Origin of the sequence: Pseudomonas caricapapayae, from assembly GCF_001400735.1 — a bacterium.
Classification (GTDB): domain Bacteria; phylum Pseudomonadota; class Gammaproteobacteria; order Pseudomonadales; family Pseudomonadaceae; genus Aquipseudomonas; species Aquipseudomonas caricapapayae.
In genome coordinates this window covers 98,709-112,202 of the sequence record NZ_LJPW01000157.1, presented here as the reverse complement: position 1 = coordinate 112,202, position 13,494 = coordinate 98,709, and the positions used below count along the sequence as shown (strand labels likewise).

The window sequence follows — 13,494 nt, the reverse complement described above, 5'->3', positions numbered from 1 at the left end:
TTGCCCCGGCATCGATGCCGCCCTTGATCGCCTCGCCGCCCAGTTTCGCGCTGTCGATGATGGTTTGTGCGGCACCGACCTTATTGCCCTGGGCGAGCATGTCGGACACCGACGCAAAGCCCATGACCGATTGAAGCGCGCGAGGCCCCATTTCCGCGGCGACCTGACTGACGATTGACGGGCCCTGGTTATCCTCGTTCTTGCCTTCCAGCAGCTTGCGACCCTTTTTCGAATCCTGAAGCTGGGTGACCGTGGCGTTCAGGTAGTCACTTTGCTGGCTCTGGGTAAAATCGCTGGGCAATACGCTGTCGTAAATCGCTTTCTGATCATCAGCCGATTGCAGCGATTCACCGGCGTCGGCTTTCTTTTGGCCGAGCAGTTGTTTCAGTGCGCCGCCCTCGCTGAAGTTGCGAACGTACGAATCAGCGATCTTCGATTGAAGCTCGGGACGATTGCCGATGACCTGATCGGCAGTCGGCACCTGGGTATCGGGAAACAGGTCTTTCTGTAACTGCAACTGAGCGGACAGCCCGCTGATGGCACCGCTGTAATCGGCATTCGGTTTGTGCTTGTCGACGGCCTTGTCAGCGGTCGCCATATCAGTCTGAAGCGCCTGACCGCTGTTAACGTTCTTCGCCTGTTCGGTCACTGCTTTTCGCAACGCAGCGTCGCTGTTTACCAGCTTGCGCTCCTGATCAGGTATGGACTTGTTCAGGTAAGCCTGCACGTCGGGGTCAGACTGCAGCGTTCTGATCCTGTCGTTCAGCTCCGACTCGGTTTTTTCGGTATTGCGTAATTGTCGCCCGGCAATGACGCTCTGCTGGGTTTGCTGCAGCTTGACCATGACTGCGGCTTTTTGCGCGCCGCTGTAGGACTTGGACTTGTTGGGGTCGAACACATCCGCGTTGAGTTTGCTGATATCGATGCCTGACACCGCATTCAGCGTCGCAGCATCGCTGAGCATGCTGGCGAACTGGCCACCATTGGTGGGCGCACTGGTCTTGATCCATTCACTGAGGTTTTTGGCGTCGAATAACTGGTCGGGACTGTGCGCCGCCTTTTTGCGCCCCGACATTCCCGCCTCGTCAAGCTGACCGAGAAAGCCGGCTTGCGACCAAGTGCTGCAGGATTGCTTGAGTGTTCCCGACAGCCCCGGATTACCTTGCGCCAGCCCCTTGAGGTCATCGGCGCTGACGTTGCCATCGACCTTGTCTTTATCATTCGCATCGGCGGCATGGTGGGGGTCGGCAGCCCTGACCAGAGGCATATTGGCCTGCATGACCGAAGCGTTACGAACCATTTCCAGCGACTGGGGATCAGCGTCAGGGTTGTTCTTGATGTAGTCAGCCAGATCGTCGTCGGCCTTGTCTGCGGCCTTCTCCATGTTTTTGGCAAACGCCTTGAGGTCCTTGTTTGTGATCTTGCCGTCGGCATTGCCGCCATCCTTGCCAACGTCCACGGCAGTCTTCAACGCAGGATTGGCATTGATGAACTCCATCGCTTTTGCGGCATTGGGGCCATCTTCACGGGCCATCCATGCTGCTGCGATAGGACGGTTCAGCTCCTTTTCAGCTTGCAGACGTTGCTCGGGCGGCAAATGCGCGACCATCGGTTCCCAGCGTTTCAAGGCTTCGGGCGACGAGTATTCCGAATCGTCGAGAAACGCTGCATCTGCCGCCTTCGGCGCATTGGCCGGGTCGGATGCATCAGTGCCCTGCGCAGCCTCAGTGGGAGCGACGGGCGCAGCAGGCGCGACTTGTGCGGGCGTCTCGCCGCACGGCTGAGGCTGTGCCTGCGGGCCGGCAGTAACTGGCGTGTTTTCGCCACCGCCCTTCAACAGCAGGGCCAGGATCGATGACGCGGCTTGCTCGGTTCCGGCGGGTGTGCCTGCCGGATTTGCAGCCGACTGACCGAACTGTACGCCGGCTTGAGCACCTCCGGCTGGCGTCAGCAGGGCCTTGGCAAGCGGCGACTCACCAGCCAGTTCGCCAGGGTTGGGTTGATTCACGATACCGCTGAAGGGAGAACTGGATATACGCATGGTAAGTTGCCATCCGAGAGTGAGCGATGGCAACTGTGTGGCTGCAGGGTCGGGTTGGTTCCAGAAAATTTATCGAAACCGTCAGTCATGCAAACGGATCGATCTGCTGCTTCAACTGCACCCGCGCCCGCGAAAGGCGTGAACGGACGGTACCAATCGGCACGCCAAGACTGTTGGCGGTTTCCTGATAGTTGCCGTCCATTTCCAGAGAAACTTCCAGCACCTTCTGCATGTTCGAAGGCAGGCAGTCAATGGCCTGGATGACACGTGCCAGCTGTCGATGGCCGTCTACCTGATGACTGACATCGCGGTGTCCATCAAGCTCGGAATGGACGTCTTCCTCCCAGCTTTCCTGGTAAGGCTGGCGATACATTTTACGGAAGTGATTGCGGATCAGGTTCAACGCAATGCCACACAGCCAGGTCTGCGGTTTGCTGGCGTGCTGAAACTTGTGCTCGTTGCGCAGGGCTTCCAGAAACACGCATTGCAGGATGTCATCGACATCATCGGGGTTCATCACGCGCTTCTGGATGAAAGCCCTGAGCATCTGTATCTGATCAGCGGTGAGCTGACGAATGCCGGCTGAGGAAGAGGACTGACGTGGCTGGGTTGCATCAAGGATCACAAGGTTCGGAAACATGGGCTTGTCCTAAGTCAATAGTGTGCAAGCCCTATAGCGATAACTATGCCATCTCAAAAAAACTTATAACTAGTTGATTTATATAACAATTAATAAATGTGTAATTTTTTGTAATACAAATTCTTGCGCAAACCTTTTTTTACGACAACAGCTTTTGGCACAAACCCGCCTCCTCCCTTGCCAAGGGAACCGAACCGGTCTGTGGCCCACTCAGAGGACATGACCCGGCTTAGAACTGCCCTATGAAAATCGTCGCTCCGCCTCCCATGCAGACACTCCCGGTCGCGCCGACCCGCGTCGTGCCGCCTGTTGCGCCGCCGACTCCCGGTGTCGCTGCACAAGGCTCCGGAACCTCTCAACAGCAGGTTTCCCGCTTCGCTGCGGCGCTTATCCAGCACAGCCGCATCCTCCACCAGCGCGAGCTGATTGCCAGCAACAATGCCCTGCAGTCCCGCGCAGTCAAACTGGGGGAGCTCTATCAGTTACTGATGGGAGCCCAGGACACCGGGCTGGATAACGCCGCCAAAATGCTGCGCAAGAAGCTGATGCAGGAAGACTCGTCCAACGATCTTTCGCTGGTCCTGGCTTTTACTGACGGCGATGCCGCCAAGGCTCACGTGGTATTGCAGGCTGCCAGAAAACAAGCCGAAGCCGATGGTGCTACAGGCGAACATGTGGTCCTGACCCAGAAGCTGAAGCTGCTGCGACGGAAATACGGTCCACGTGCGCGCGCGGGGATCAATACCGCAAGAGCTTTCGCCCGTCCGAACATCGATAACAAACGCCGGGCTTCCCTGCGCAATCTCTACAACGTGGCGGTATCCGGGCAGCCGAACATTACCGGCCTGATAGAGGCGCTGCTCAGCGATCAGCAAGAAGCGGGACAGTTCAACCTCGACCTGCGAGACATGCGTATCGCCATCGCCGATGACCTGTCAGCCATGACCCCGTCGGCCTCCCATGAGCAACTGCGCACACTGATGCACGGGCTCAATACCGCACGCCACGTCACCACATTGCTGAAAGGCTGCGAGCACCTGCTGGGGCGCATGCGCAACAAGAACCCCGATCTGAAAGTCGATCCGCCAGCCTTTCTCAAGCACTTGCTGACCCTGACAGCCAACGGAATGAATGTGAATCAGACCCTGCAATTGACCCAACACATCGGTGGCAAACAACTCAAGCACCAACTGGCGTTTCTCAACGGCTTGCGGCCGATGTTGCTGCAATTGCCGATTTTGCTCTGGCGCGACATGAAAAGCCGCCAGACCGCGCTGAGTAACCTGCTCGTGCTGATGGCCGAGCTTACCCAGCAGGAACAGAAGCAGCTTTATGTGGGGCTTGCCTGATGAACAGAGTCATCAACGTACTGAACATGGTCGCCTTGTCGGCCATGCGCCGCTCGGAAGTCGTCGGCGCATTCTTTGTGATTGCCATTGTGTTCATGATGATCACGCCGCTGCCCACCGGGCTGGTCGACGTACTGATCGCCGTGAACATCTGTATTTCCTGTCTGCTGATCATGCTGGCCATGCACCTGCCCAGGCCTCTGGCCTTCTCGACCTTCCCGGCCGTGTTGTTGCTGACCACCATGTTTCGTCTGGCGCTGTCGATTTCCACAACCCGATTGATCCTGCTCAACCAGGATGCCGGGCACATTGTCGAGGCGTTCGGTCAGTTCGTGGTGGGCGGCAACCTGGCGGTAGGCCTGGTGATCTTCCTGATCCTGACAGTGGTCAACTTTTTGGTAATCACCAAGGGCTCGGAACGGGTCGCCGAAGTGGGCGCACGATTCACACTCGATGCCATGCCCGGTAAACAGATGTCCATCGACAGCGACTTGCGGGCAAACCTGATCACTGTTCATGAAGCACGCAAACGACGCGCCGAGCTGAACAAGGAAAGTCAGCTGTTCGGCGCAATGGACGGGGCGATGAAGTTCGTCAACGGCGATGCTATCGCCGGTTTGATCATCGTCGCCATCAACATGATCGGAGGCATCTCGATCGGTGTCGTGCAGCATGGCATGAGTGCTGGCGACGCGTTGCAGTTGTACACCGTGCTGACCATCGGTGACGGCCTGATCGCACAGATTCCGGCGCTGCTGATCTCTGTGACATGCGGCATGATCATCACCCGCGTTCCCAACACCGAAGCCGGCGTGGAAGCCAACATCGGCCGGGAAATCGCCGAGCAAATCACCAGCCAGCCGAAAGCCTGGATCATCGCCGCCGTCGCCATGCTCGGTTTTGCCGCGCTGCCCGGCATGCCGACGGGTGTGTTCATCACCATCGCGATCATCTGCGGCGCGGGCGGGATGCTGCAATTGCAGCGGGCCAGGCCCAAAGCCGAGGAGCAAGGCACCGTCGCAGTGGCTCCGGAAATGAATGGCAAGGAAGACCTGCGCACATTTTCTCCGAGTCGCCAGTTTGTCATGCAGTTTCACCCTGCTCAGGACAGCACGCAGATCGAGGCGCTGATCAGCGAAATACGCCAACGCCGCAACCGGCTGGTGGTGCAGTTCGGCCTGACCCTGCCTTCTTTCATCATTGAGCATGTCGATCATCTGCCACCAGACGAATTTCGCTTCATGGTGTATGACGTGCCCATGCTCAGGGCGACATTCAGCCAGACCCACGTTGCGGTAGATGTCCGCCAGTTGAACGGAGAGACGCTACCTGCTGCCGTGTCCGGCACGACGGATCGCCAGGAAGATCAGTGGGTCTGGCTGCCTGCCGAGCACAGCGACGGCCTTCCTACAGTCGATTCAATGACGCTGATTGTCGAGCGCATGGAGCGCGCACTGCAGGCATGCGGGCCGCAATTCATCGGCTTGCAGGAAACCAAAGCCATTCTCGGCTGGCTGGAGTCCGAGCAGCCGGAACTCGCTCAAGAGATGCAGCGGGTACTCACACTGACACGCTTCTCGGCGGTTTTGCAGCGGCTGGCGTCGGAGTGTGTGCCGCTGCGCGCCATCCGCGTGATCGCCGAAACACTGATCGAACACTGCCAGCACGAACGCGATACCAGCGTGCTGACCGATTACGTGCGCATCGCGCTCAAGTCGCAGATCTACCACCAGTATTGCGGTGCCGAAGGCCTGCAGGTGTGGCTGCTGACGCCGGAAAGTGAAGGCTTGCTGCGCGACGGCCTGCGCCAGACACAGACCGAAACATTTTTCGCATTGAGCAACGAGGTCAGCCAGATGCTCGTGCAGCAAATGAATATTGCGTTTCCGGTGCGTGCGCCCGAGCAGGCGGTTCTGTTGGTCGCGCAGGACCTGCGCAGTCCGCTGCGGACCTTGTTGAGGGAAGAGTTCTATCACGTTCCCGTACTGTCTTTTGCGGAAATCAGCAATGCAGCCAAGGTCCGGGTCATGGGTCGATTCGACCTTGAAGACGACCTTGAACCGCTGGACAACGAGCATGCCGCTTGAGCCTTCAAGGGTTGAGCACAGGGAGAGGGTCAGATGTTTGAATTACGCGTACTGAATGGCCTGCATCAAGGCGCCGCTCTGCCACTGGTGGGCGAGGAGTGGTCGATCGGCTCTGCCGAACAGCAGGATCTGGCGCTGGACGATCCGGGCGTGGAAAGCCTGCATTGCCGTCTGCAGCGCCTGGGCGACAGCTGGACCCTGAGCGCTGAAGAAGGAGCGGTGCACGATGAAGATGGCAATGCCCGGCATGCCCCTGACTTGAACCTCAACAGCGCCTTCATGCTGGGTTCGGTATGGCTGTGTGTTTCCTCCGCTGACGACGCGTGGCCCTCCGTGCCGGCCGTTATACCCGAGCAGCCGGCACAGCCTGATACCCCACGCAACGACCCGCCCCTGAAGAAGGTCAAGTCGCGCTCGCAATGGCTCAATCGCACCACGGGGATCATCGCCGGGTTGCTGGTCGGTGTGATTGGCAGTGCCTGGAGCCTGACTCGCCCTTCACCGGTCACCCTTGATCAGGGGCCTGCGCACATTGCCTCCGCCACCCCGGCCGCACAGGATAAAACACACCCTGCGTCAGAGAAGACCGCCCGTCCTGCGACTGATAAACGCGTACGCCTGAGCAGTGCCGATGCCGTCAGGCATCAGCTCAACAGCATGCTCAGCGATCGTCTGCTGACCGACGTGAGCATTGAGGAGACACCGGACGGGTTGATGCTCAACGGCAATCTCAAGGAAGAATCGCTGCTGGTTTACCAGCGCATGCTGCAACGTTTCAAGGACCGCTACGAATCGCCTGTGACCGTCCTCGACAATGTTTCCGGCAAGCAAAATACCCTGCCGTTCGTGGTCGTGCAGATCATGACCGGGCCACATGCACACCTTGTCACCGCCGATGGTCGGCGCGTGTATGTCGGCGATGAAGTGGACGGCCTGCGTCTGACCAGAATCGACGATCAGCATCTTCAGTTCGACGGTGATCGTCATATAGAGGTGACGTGGTGAACGCCGCGCTGAGCCAATGGAAAGCGACCCATGCAGCACGCCTGAGTCAATACTCCGCAGTTCGCGTCAGCGGGCGGGTCAGCGCCGTACGGGGCATCCTGCTGGAGTGCAAGATTCCCGCCGCCAAGGTCGGCGACCTTTGTGAGGTGAGCAAGGCTGATGGCGGTATGTTGCTGGCTGAAATCGTCGGTTTCACTCAGGAATGTACACTGCTCAGCGCCTTGGGCGCACCGGACGGGATTCAGGTCGGCGCGCCGATCCGCCCGCTTGGCATGGCCCACCGGATTGGCGCTGACGACAGTTTGCTGGGCTGCGTGCTGGATGGTTTTGGACGACCGCTGCTCGGTGATTGTCTCGGCGCCTTCGCCGGTCCGGACGATCGTCGCGAAACACTGCCGGTGATTGCCGACGCCCTGCCACCCACCCAGCGCCCGCGCATCACCAACGCCCTGCCCACCGGAGTACGCGCCATCGACAGCGCCATCCTGCTGGGCGAAGGTCAACGCGTGGGGCTGTTCGCCGGTGCTGGCTGTGGCAAGACCACACTGATGGCCGAACTGGCCCGCAACATGGGCTGCGACGTTATCGTCTTCGGACTGATCGGCGAACGGGGCCGCGAGTTGCGCGAGTTTCTCGACCATGAACTGGACGAAACCTTGCGCGCCCGCTCGGTGCTGGTCTGCGCCACGTCCGATCGCTCAAGCATGGAGCGTGCCCGCGCAGCGTTCACCGCGACCGCCATCGCCGAAGCGTTCCGCGCACGAGGCCAGAAAGTGCTGTTGCTGCTCGACTCCCTGACCCGGTTTGCCCGTGCGCAGCGAGAGATCGGGATTGCGTCGGGCGAGCCGCTGGGCCGTGGCGGCCTGCCGCCCTCGGTGTACACCTTGCTGCCACGTCTGGTCGAGCGCGCCGGTATGAGCGAGAACGGTTCGATCACCGCCCTTTACACGGTCCTGATCGAACAGGACTCGATGAACGATCCGGTAGCGGATGAAGTGCGCTCACTGCTCGACGGACACATCGTGCTGTCCCGCAAGCTGGCCGAGCGCGGGCATTACCCCGCCATTGACGTGTCCGCCAGCATCAGCCGGATCCTCAGCAACGTCACGGGCCGCGAACACCAGCGAGCCAACAATCGTCTGCGCCAGCTACTGGCCGCCTACAAGCAGGTGGAAATGCTCCTGCGTCTGGGCGAATACCAGGCCGGGGCAGACCCGGTGACCGATTGCGCGGTACAGCTGAATGACGCCATCAACGCCTTTCTGCGCCAGGACCTGCGTGAGCCTGTGCCCTTGCAGGAAACCCTGGACGGCTTGCTGCGGCTGACCGCCCAACTGCCGGAGTAGGACATGGACGAAACACTCGAGGAAGACCCGCAGCGGGCGGCGCTGGAACAGGTAATCGGCCTGCTGACGCCCCTGCGCCAACACCGTCAGGCGAGTGCCGAGCGGGCGCATCGCCAGGCGCAGGTGGAACTGAAATCAATGCTCGACCACTTATCAAAGACCCGGGCATCACTGGACCAGGAACGTGACAACCACAAACGACGTCGCGAGAGCCTGTCCAGAGCGCACCTGGCAAAGACCATCAGCCTGAACGATGTAGACCGGTGGCACGAGAAGGAAAAAAACATGCTCGACCGCCTGGCCCATATCCGTCAGGACGTGCAGCAACAGCAATTGCGGGTAGCCGAACAGCAGACGTTGCTTGAACAGAGACGCCTGCAAGCCAAAGCGTCTCAGCGCGCAGTCGAGAAACTCGCCTGCATGGAGGAGACGCTCAACGAAGAAGGTTGAGTGACGATGACCGCACCGATCAAATCCCCTGCCAAGGCACCAGCGCCACCTGTACGCGAAAAACCGGCGGAGTCTCTGCCAACAGCATTCAGCGCCAGGCCGGCAGGTGACAAACGCGCCGCTTCTGGCGGTGCGCTACGCAGCGATCTGCAGGCAAGTCGTTCGGCATTCAACAGATCGACGGCGGACACACCGATAAACGCCGATGGCCTGTTCTTTTCACAACTGCTGGTGCCGCCGGTAGGTGCCCAGTCTGATCAACAGAGCTTCGCAGGCGGCGCAATCGCCTTTTCGGTCAGAGCAGAAAATGTACCGACCGAGTTGATCGATGAGGTCGTACAGCGCCTGCCCGATCAGCCCGAAGGCCCGCTCGCCTTCACCCTGCTGATGCCTAATCTGGGCAGCGTTCGGGTCAACGCCAGCAAAGCCGACAATCGTTGGAGTATCCAGCTGGGCTTTGCCCGGCGCGATGTGCTCAAGCGCCTGCACGGCCACGCAGGCGCATGTCGCGAATCGCTCTCGGAGGCACTGGGCCAGGACGTTGACCTGTCGATGCACGAAGACTTTGCAGCATGAGTGCGCTGCTCCTGCGCAAGGTCGCCCCGCTGTTTGCCCAGGCCACACGCGAGCTGGGCGCCGGTCAGCGTCTGGACTTCGACGTTAAGGGCGGTAACGCCGAACTGACACTTCTGCCACTGCTGGCCGATGTTGTTACACCGCGTGTCGGTGCCTGGCTGAGTACCGCTGCGGGGCCTGTGTGCCTGAGCGATGCCGAGGCAGTGCTGAGCCTGCTCGGCGAGGTGCCTCTTACCCTGGCTGGCGATCAGCAAGCCTGGTACTGGCAGTTGTTCAATCAGTGCCTGAGCCCGGTCATTGCCGATCTGCTCGCCCCCATCGAACCGCTGTCCGACCGCACGCAAGCGTCTTTGATGGCTTGCCGGATTCAGGTCCGGCTCGCAGGGCAACAGGTTCATGCCCACCTGCACGCAGCACCAGAGACGCTTATCAGGATATTGCGCTCGGCGCGCTGGCACCCAGTTCAAAAGCCGGTCGATGAAGACTTTTGTGTGATCACGCCGCTGATCATTGGCGAACTGTCGCTGACGCTGGAACAACTTGCTTCGCTGCGGCCAGGTGACGTGGTACTGCCCGCCCGCTGCCGGTTCGACAGCGCCGGACAAGGCGTGCTGAGCCTTGCCGGGCGGCAGTGGGAGGCACAGACCGAGCTTCAGGCACAGCATCTTTTTTTGCGGCTCAGCCACGAGGAACACAGTCACCATGAGTACTGAAGATCTGTATCAGGACGATGTCGAAAGCCTTGACGATTACGACGAACAAATCGGTGAGCAGCAGTGGGCGGATGCGGACGTCGAAGAACAGCCCGGCCTCTCATCCGATGAGCCCGATGAGCCCGATGAGCCCATTGGACCTGATGAACAGGACGAGCAGGATGAGCACAGTCCATTGTCCGCAGTCGATTCGCTGCCACTGGACCTGACCCTGCGCTGCGGAGAACTCAGGTTGACCCTCGCCGAACTGCGCCGACTGGACGCGGGCACGGTCCTTGAGGTCAGCGGCATTGCGCCAGGCTACGCCACACTGTGCCATGGCGAGCGCGTGGTGGCCGAAGGCGAACTGGTCGATGTAGACGGTCGGCTGGGCCTGCAAATAACCCGACTGGCAGCTCAGCCATGATTATGGAAGGGGCCAACCCGCTCCTTTTGGCACTGTTTCTCGGCGCGCTGTCGTTGATTCCGTTTCTGCTGATCGTCTGCACCGCCTTCCTGAAAATCGCCATGACTTTGCTGATCACCCGCAACGCTATCGGGGTTCAGCAAGTACCGCCGAACATGGCGCTGTATGGCATCGCACTCGCCGCCACGCTGTTCGTCATGGCGCCGGTCGCCCACGAAATGCAACAGCGCGTGCACGACCATCCGCTGGAGCTGGGCAATACCGAGAAGCTCCAGGCCAGTGCCAGAACAGTGATAGAACCGCTGCAACGCTTCATGACCCGCAACACTGACCCCGATGTGGTTGCCCATCTGCTGGACAACACACAGCGCATGTGGCCCAAGGAAATGGCCGATCAGGCAAGCAAAGAAGATTTGCTCCTGGCAATCCCTGCCTTTGTCCTGTCCGAACTGCAAGCCGGTTTCGAGATCGGTTTCCTGATCTATATCCCGTTTATCGTCATCGACCTGATTGTCTCCAATCTGCTGCTGGCGCTGGGCATGCAGATGGTCTCGCCCATGACCCTGTCGCTGCCGCTCAAACTGCTGCTGTTCGTACTGGTGTCAGGCTGGTCGCGCCTGCTCGACAGCCTGTTCTATTCGTATATGTGAGGCGGTCATGGAAGCATTGGCACTGTTCAAGCAAGGCATGTTTCTGGTCGTCATCCTGACCGCACCGCCTTTGGGTGTTGCGGTACTGGTCGGGGTCATCACCTCGTTGTTACAGGCGCTGATGCAGATTCAGGACCAGACGCTGCCCTTCGGCATCAAGCTGGCTGCCGTGGGCATGACGCTGGCGGTTACCGGGCGCTGGATCGGCGTGGAGCTGATTCAGTTCATCAATATGGCCTTCGATCTGATTGCCGGGTCCGGAGTTGCGCACTAGATGCCTCTGCACGCCCAGGATTTCTTCGAATTCATACTGGGCATGGGCCTGGCGATGGCGAGGCTGGTGCCGTGCATGCTGCTGGTGCCGGCCTTCTGCTTCAAATACCTCAAGGGACCGCTGCGCTACGCGGTAGTCGCCGTGGTTGCGATGATTCCTGCGCCGGGCATCAGCCGCGCGCTGACGTCACTTAATGAGGACTGGTTTGCCATAGGCGGTCTGCTGCTCAAGGAAGCGGTACTCGGCACCCTGCTGGGCATGCTGCTGTACGCGCCGTTCTGGATGTTTGCGTCCGTGGGCGCCTTGCTGGACAGCCAGCGCGGCGCACTCAGCGGCGGGCAGATAAATCCGGCGCTGGGGCCGGACGCAACGCCGCTGGGCGAGTTGTTTCAGGAAACACTGATCATGTTGGTGATCCTTACGGGGGGGCTGTCGACGATCACCCAGGTCATCTGGGACAGCTACAGCGTCTGGCCGCCGACCTCATGGCTGCCAGGCATGACGGCGAACGGCCTGGACGTTTTTCTCGGCCAGATCAACCAGACCCTGCAACACATGATGCTGTACGCCGCGCCCTTCATTGCCCTGTTGCTGTTGATCGAGGCGGCGCTGGCGATCATCGGCCTGTATGCGCAGCAGTTGAATGTCTCGATTCTGGCCATGCCCGCCAAGAGCATGGCCGGTCTCGCGTTCCTGCTGATCTACTTGCCGACGCTACTGGAACTGGGCACAGGTCAGCTATCGAAGCTGGCTGATCTCAAGTCGATACTCGGCTTTATGGTGCAGGTGCCGTGAGCGAAAAAACAGAAAAGGCGACGCCCAAACAGATTCGCGACGCGCGGGAAAAAGGTCAGGTCGGGCAGAGTCAGGACCTCGGCAAACTGCTGGTGTTGCTGGCCGTCAGCGAAGTCACCCTGGGCCTGGCCGACGAAAGTGTGAATCGCCTGCAAGCCTTGCTGGGGCTTTCGTTCAAGGGTATCGACCGGCCGTTCATGGCATCGGTGGAACTGATCGCCAACGAAGGCTTTTCCGTGTTGCTCAGCTTTACGTTGTGCAGCGTCGGCCTGGCAATGCTCATGCGCCTGATCAGCAGCTGGATGCAGATCGGCTTCCTGTTCGCCCCCAAGGCCTTGAAACTCGACATCAACAAGATCAACCCCTTCTCCCATGCCAAGCAGATGTTTTCCGGGCAGAACATTCTCAACCTGGTGCTCAGCGTAATCAAAGCCCTGGCGATCGGAGCGACGCTGTACTCACAGGTCAAACCGGCGCTGGGCACGCTGATCCTGCTGGCCAACAGCGACCTGACGACCTACTGGCATGCACTGGTCGAGCTGTTTCAGCACACCCTGCGGGTGATTCTGGGTTTGTTGCTGGTCATTGCCATGGTCGACTTTGCCATGCAGAAGTACTTCCACGCGAAAAAACTGCGCATGAGCCATGAAGACATCAAGAAGGAATACAAACAGTCCGAAGGCGATCCGCACGTCAAGGGCCACCGTCGGCAGCTGTCCCATGAAATCCTCAACCAGGAACCCAGTGCTGCGCCCAAACCGGTGGAAGAGGCGGACATGCTGCTGATCAACCCGACCCACTACGCGGTGGCGCTGTATTACCGGCCGGGGGAGACGCCACTGCCGATGATCCATTGCAAGGGTGAGGACGCGGACGCACTGGCGCTGATCGAGCGGGCCAAGAAGGCTGGCATTCCGGTTGTTCAGAGCATCTGGCTGGCGCGCACCCTGTACAAGGTCAAAGCCGGCAAATACATCCCCCGCACCACACTGCTGACCGTCGCTCATATCTACAAGGTCGTCCGTCAACTGGACGAAGTCACCAGCGAAGTGATTCGCATCGAAGACGAGCAGTAGCCCCGCAGAGCATCACACACCGCAAACCCGCACTGAACGCAGGAATCCACCGGCATGAACACGCGCGTGCAGGGCTATGGCGTTTT

The 13,494-nt window shown here is 59.8% G+C and carries 14 protein-coding genes; 12 read left to right on the top strand and 2 right to left on the bottom strand.

What is annotated here, in order from left to right; genetic code table 11:
• Together ALO80_RS24220 and hrpL are read right to left on the bottom strand one after the other, a co-directional pair.
• Positions 1–2,041 (bottom strand): type III effector HrpK domain-containing protein (locus tag ALO80_RS24220; RefSeq protein WP_055010818.1); only part of this gene is annotated, 2,041 nt, incomplete at its 3' end.
• Positions 2,042–2,126: 85 nt separating this feature from the next.
• Positions 2,127–2,681: an RNA polymerase sigma factor HrpL gene (gene hrpL, locus ALO80_RS24215; RefSeq protein ID WP_054984077.1), complete on the bottom strand. Its 555-nt coding sequence runs from the start codon at positions 2,679–2,681 to the stop codon at positions 2,127–2,129.
• Between the two features lie 242 nt (positions 2,682–2,923).
• Between hrpL and sctW the strand changes: the two genes are divergently transcribed.
• The 12 genes from sctW to sctU are packed head-to-tail and all read left to right on the top strand — an operon-like array spanning position 2,924 to position 13,408.
• Entirely contained in the window at positions 2,924–4,030 is a 1,107-nt protein-coding gene (gene sctW, locus ALO80_RS24210) for a type III secretion system gatekeeper subunit SctW (protein WP_055010817.1), read from the top strand.
• The gene (sctV, locus tag ALO80_RS24205) at positions 4,030–6,117 is read left to right on the top strand and encodes a type III secretion system export apparatus subunit SctV (protein ID WP_055010816.1); all 2,088 of its coding nucleotides are present in this window, start codon (positions 4,030–4,032) and stop codon (positions 6,115–6,117) included. The genes sctW and sctV overlap by 1 nt, the downstream gene beginning before the upstream one ends.
• Before the next feature lie 33 nt (positions 6,118–6,150).
• Entirely contained in the window at positions 6,151–7,122 is a 972-nt protein-coding gene (sctD, locus tag ALO80_RS24200) for a type III secretion system inner membrane ring subunit SctD (RefSeq protein ID WP_055010815.1), read from the top strand.
• Positions 7,119–8,468 (top strand): FliI/YscN family ATPase, encoded by a 1,350-nt coding sequence (locus ALO80_RS24195; RefSeq protein WP_055010821.1) that lies wholly within the window; start codon positions 7,119–7,121, stop codon positions 8,466–8,468. Before sctD ends, ALO80_RS24195 begins: the two co-directional genes overlap by 4 nt.
• Before the next feature lie 3 nt (positions 8,469–8,471).
• Positions 8,472–8,918 carry a hypothetical protein gene (locus ALO80_RS24190; RefSeq protein ID WP_055010814.1) on the top strand — a complete coding sequence of 149 codons (447 nt, stop codon included), beginning with the start codon at positions 8,472–8,474 and terminating at the stop codon, positions 8,916–8,918.
• A 6-nt stretch (positions 8,919–8,924) separates the two neighbouring features.
• Complete coding sequence (locus tag ALO80_RS24185) at positions 8,925–9,494, top strand: type III secretion system HrpP C-terminal domain-containing protein (protein ID WP_055010813.1); 570 nt, start codon at positions 8,925–8,927, stop codon at positions 9,492–9,494.
• Positions 9,491–10,207, top strand: a complete 717-nt coding sequence (locus tag ALO80_RS24180) for a hypothetical protein (protein ID WP_055010812.1) — start codon at positions 9,491–9,493, stop codon at positions 10,205–10,207. Before ALO80_RS24185 ends, ALO80_RS24180 begins: the two co-directional genes overlap by 4 nt.
• The gene (locus tag ALO80_RS24175; RefSeq protein ID WP_055010811.1) at positions 10,197–10,613 is read left to right on the top strand and encodes a FliM/FliN family flagellar motor switch protein; all 417 of its coding nucleotides are present in this window, start codon (positions 10,197–10,199) and stop codon (positions 10,611–10,613) included. Before ALO80_RS24180 ends, ALO80_RS24175 begins: the two co-directional genes overlap by 11 nt.
• A complete protein-coding gene (gene sctR, locus ALO80_RS24170) occupies positions 10,610–11,263 on the top strand; it encodes a type III secretion system export apparatus subunit SctR (RefSeq protein ID WP_055005284.1) in 654 nt (217 codons plus the stop codon). The genes ALO80_RS24175 and sctR overlap by 4 nt, the downstream gene beginning before the upstream one ends.
• A gap of 7 nt (positions 11,264–11,270) precedes the next feature.
• Positions 11,271–11,537, top strand: coding sequence for a type III secretion system export apparatus subunit SctS (sctS, locus tag ALO80_RS24165; RefSeq protein ID WP_055010810.1), 267 nt, complete (start codon positions 11,271–11,273; stop codon positions 11,535–11,537).
• Positions 11,538–12,332, top strand: a complete 795-nt coding sequence (gene sctT / locus ALO80_RS24160) for a type III secretion system export apparatus subunit SctT (RefSeq protein WP_055010809.1) — start codon at positions 11,538–11,540, stop codon at positions 12,330–12,332.
• Entirely contained in the window at positions 12,329–13,408 is a 1,080-nt protein-coding gene (gene sctU / locus ALO80_RS24155) for a type III secretion system export apparatus subunit SctU (protein WP_055010808.1), read from the top strand. Before sctT ends, sctU begins: the two co-directional genes overlap by 4 nt.
• Positions 13,409–13,494 lie beyond the last annotated feature (86 nt).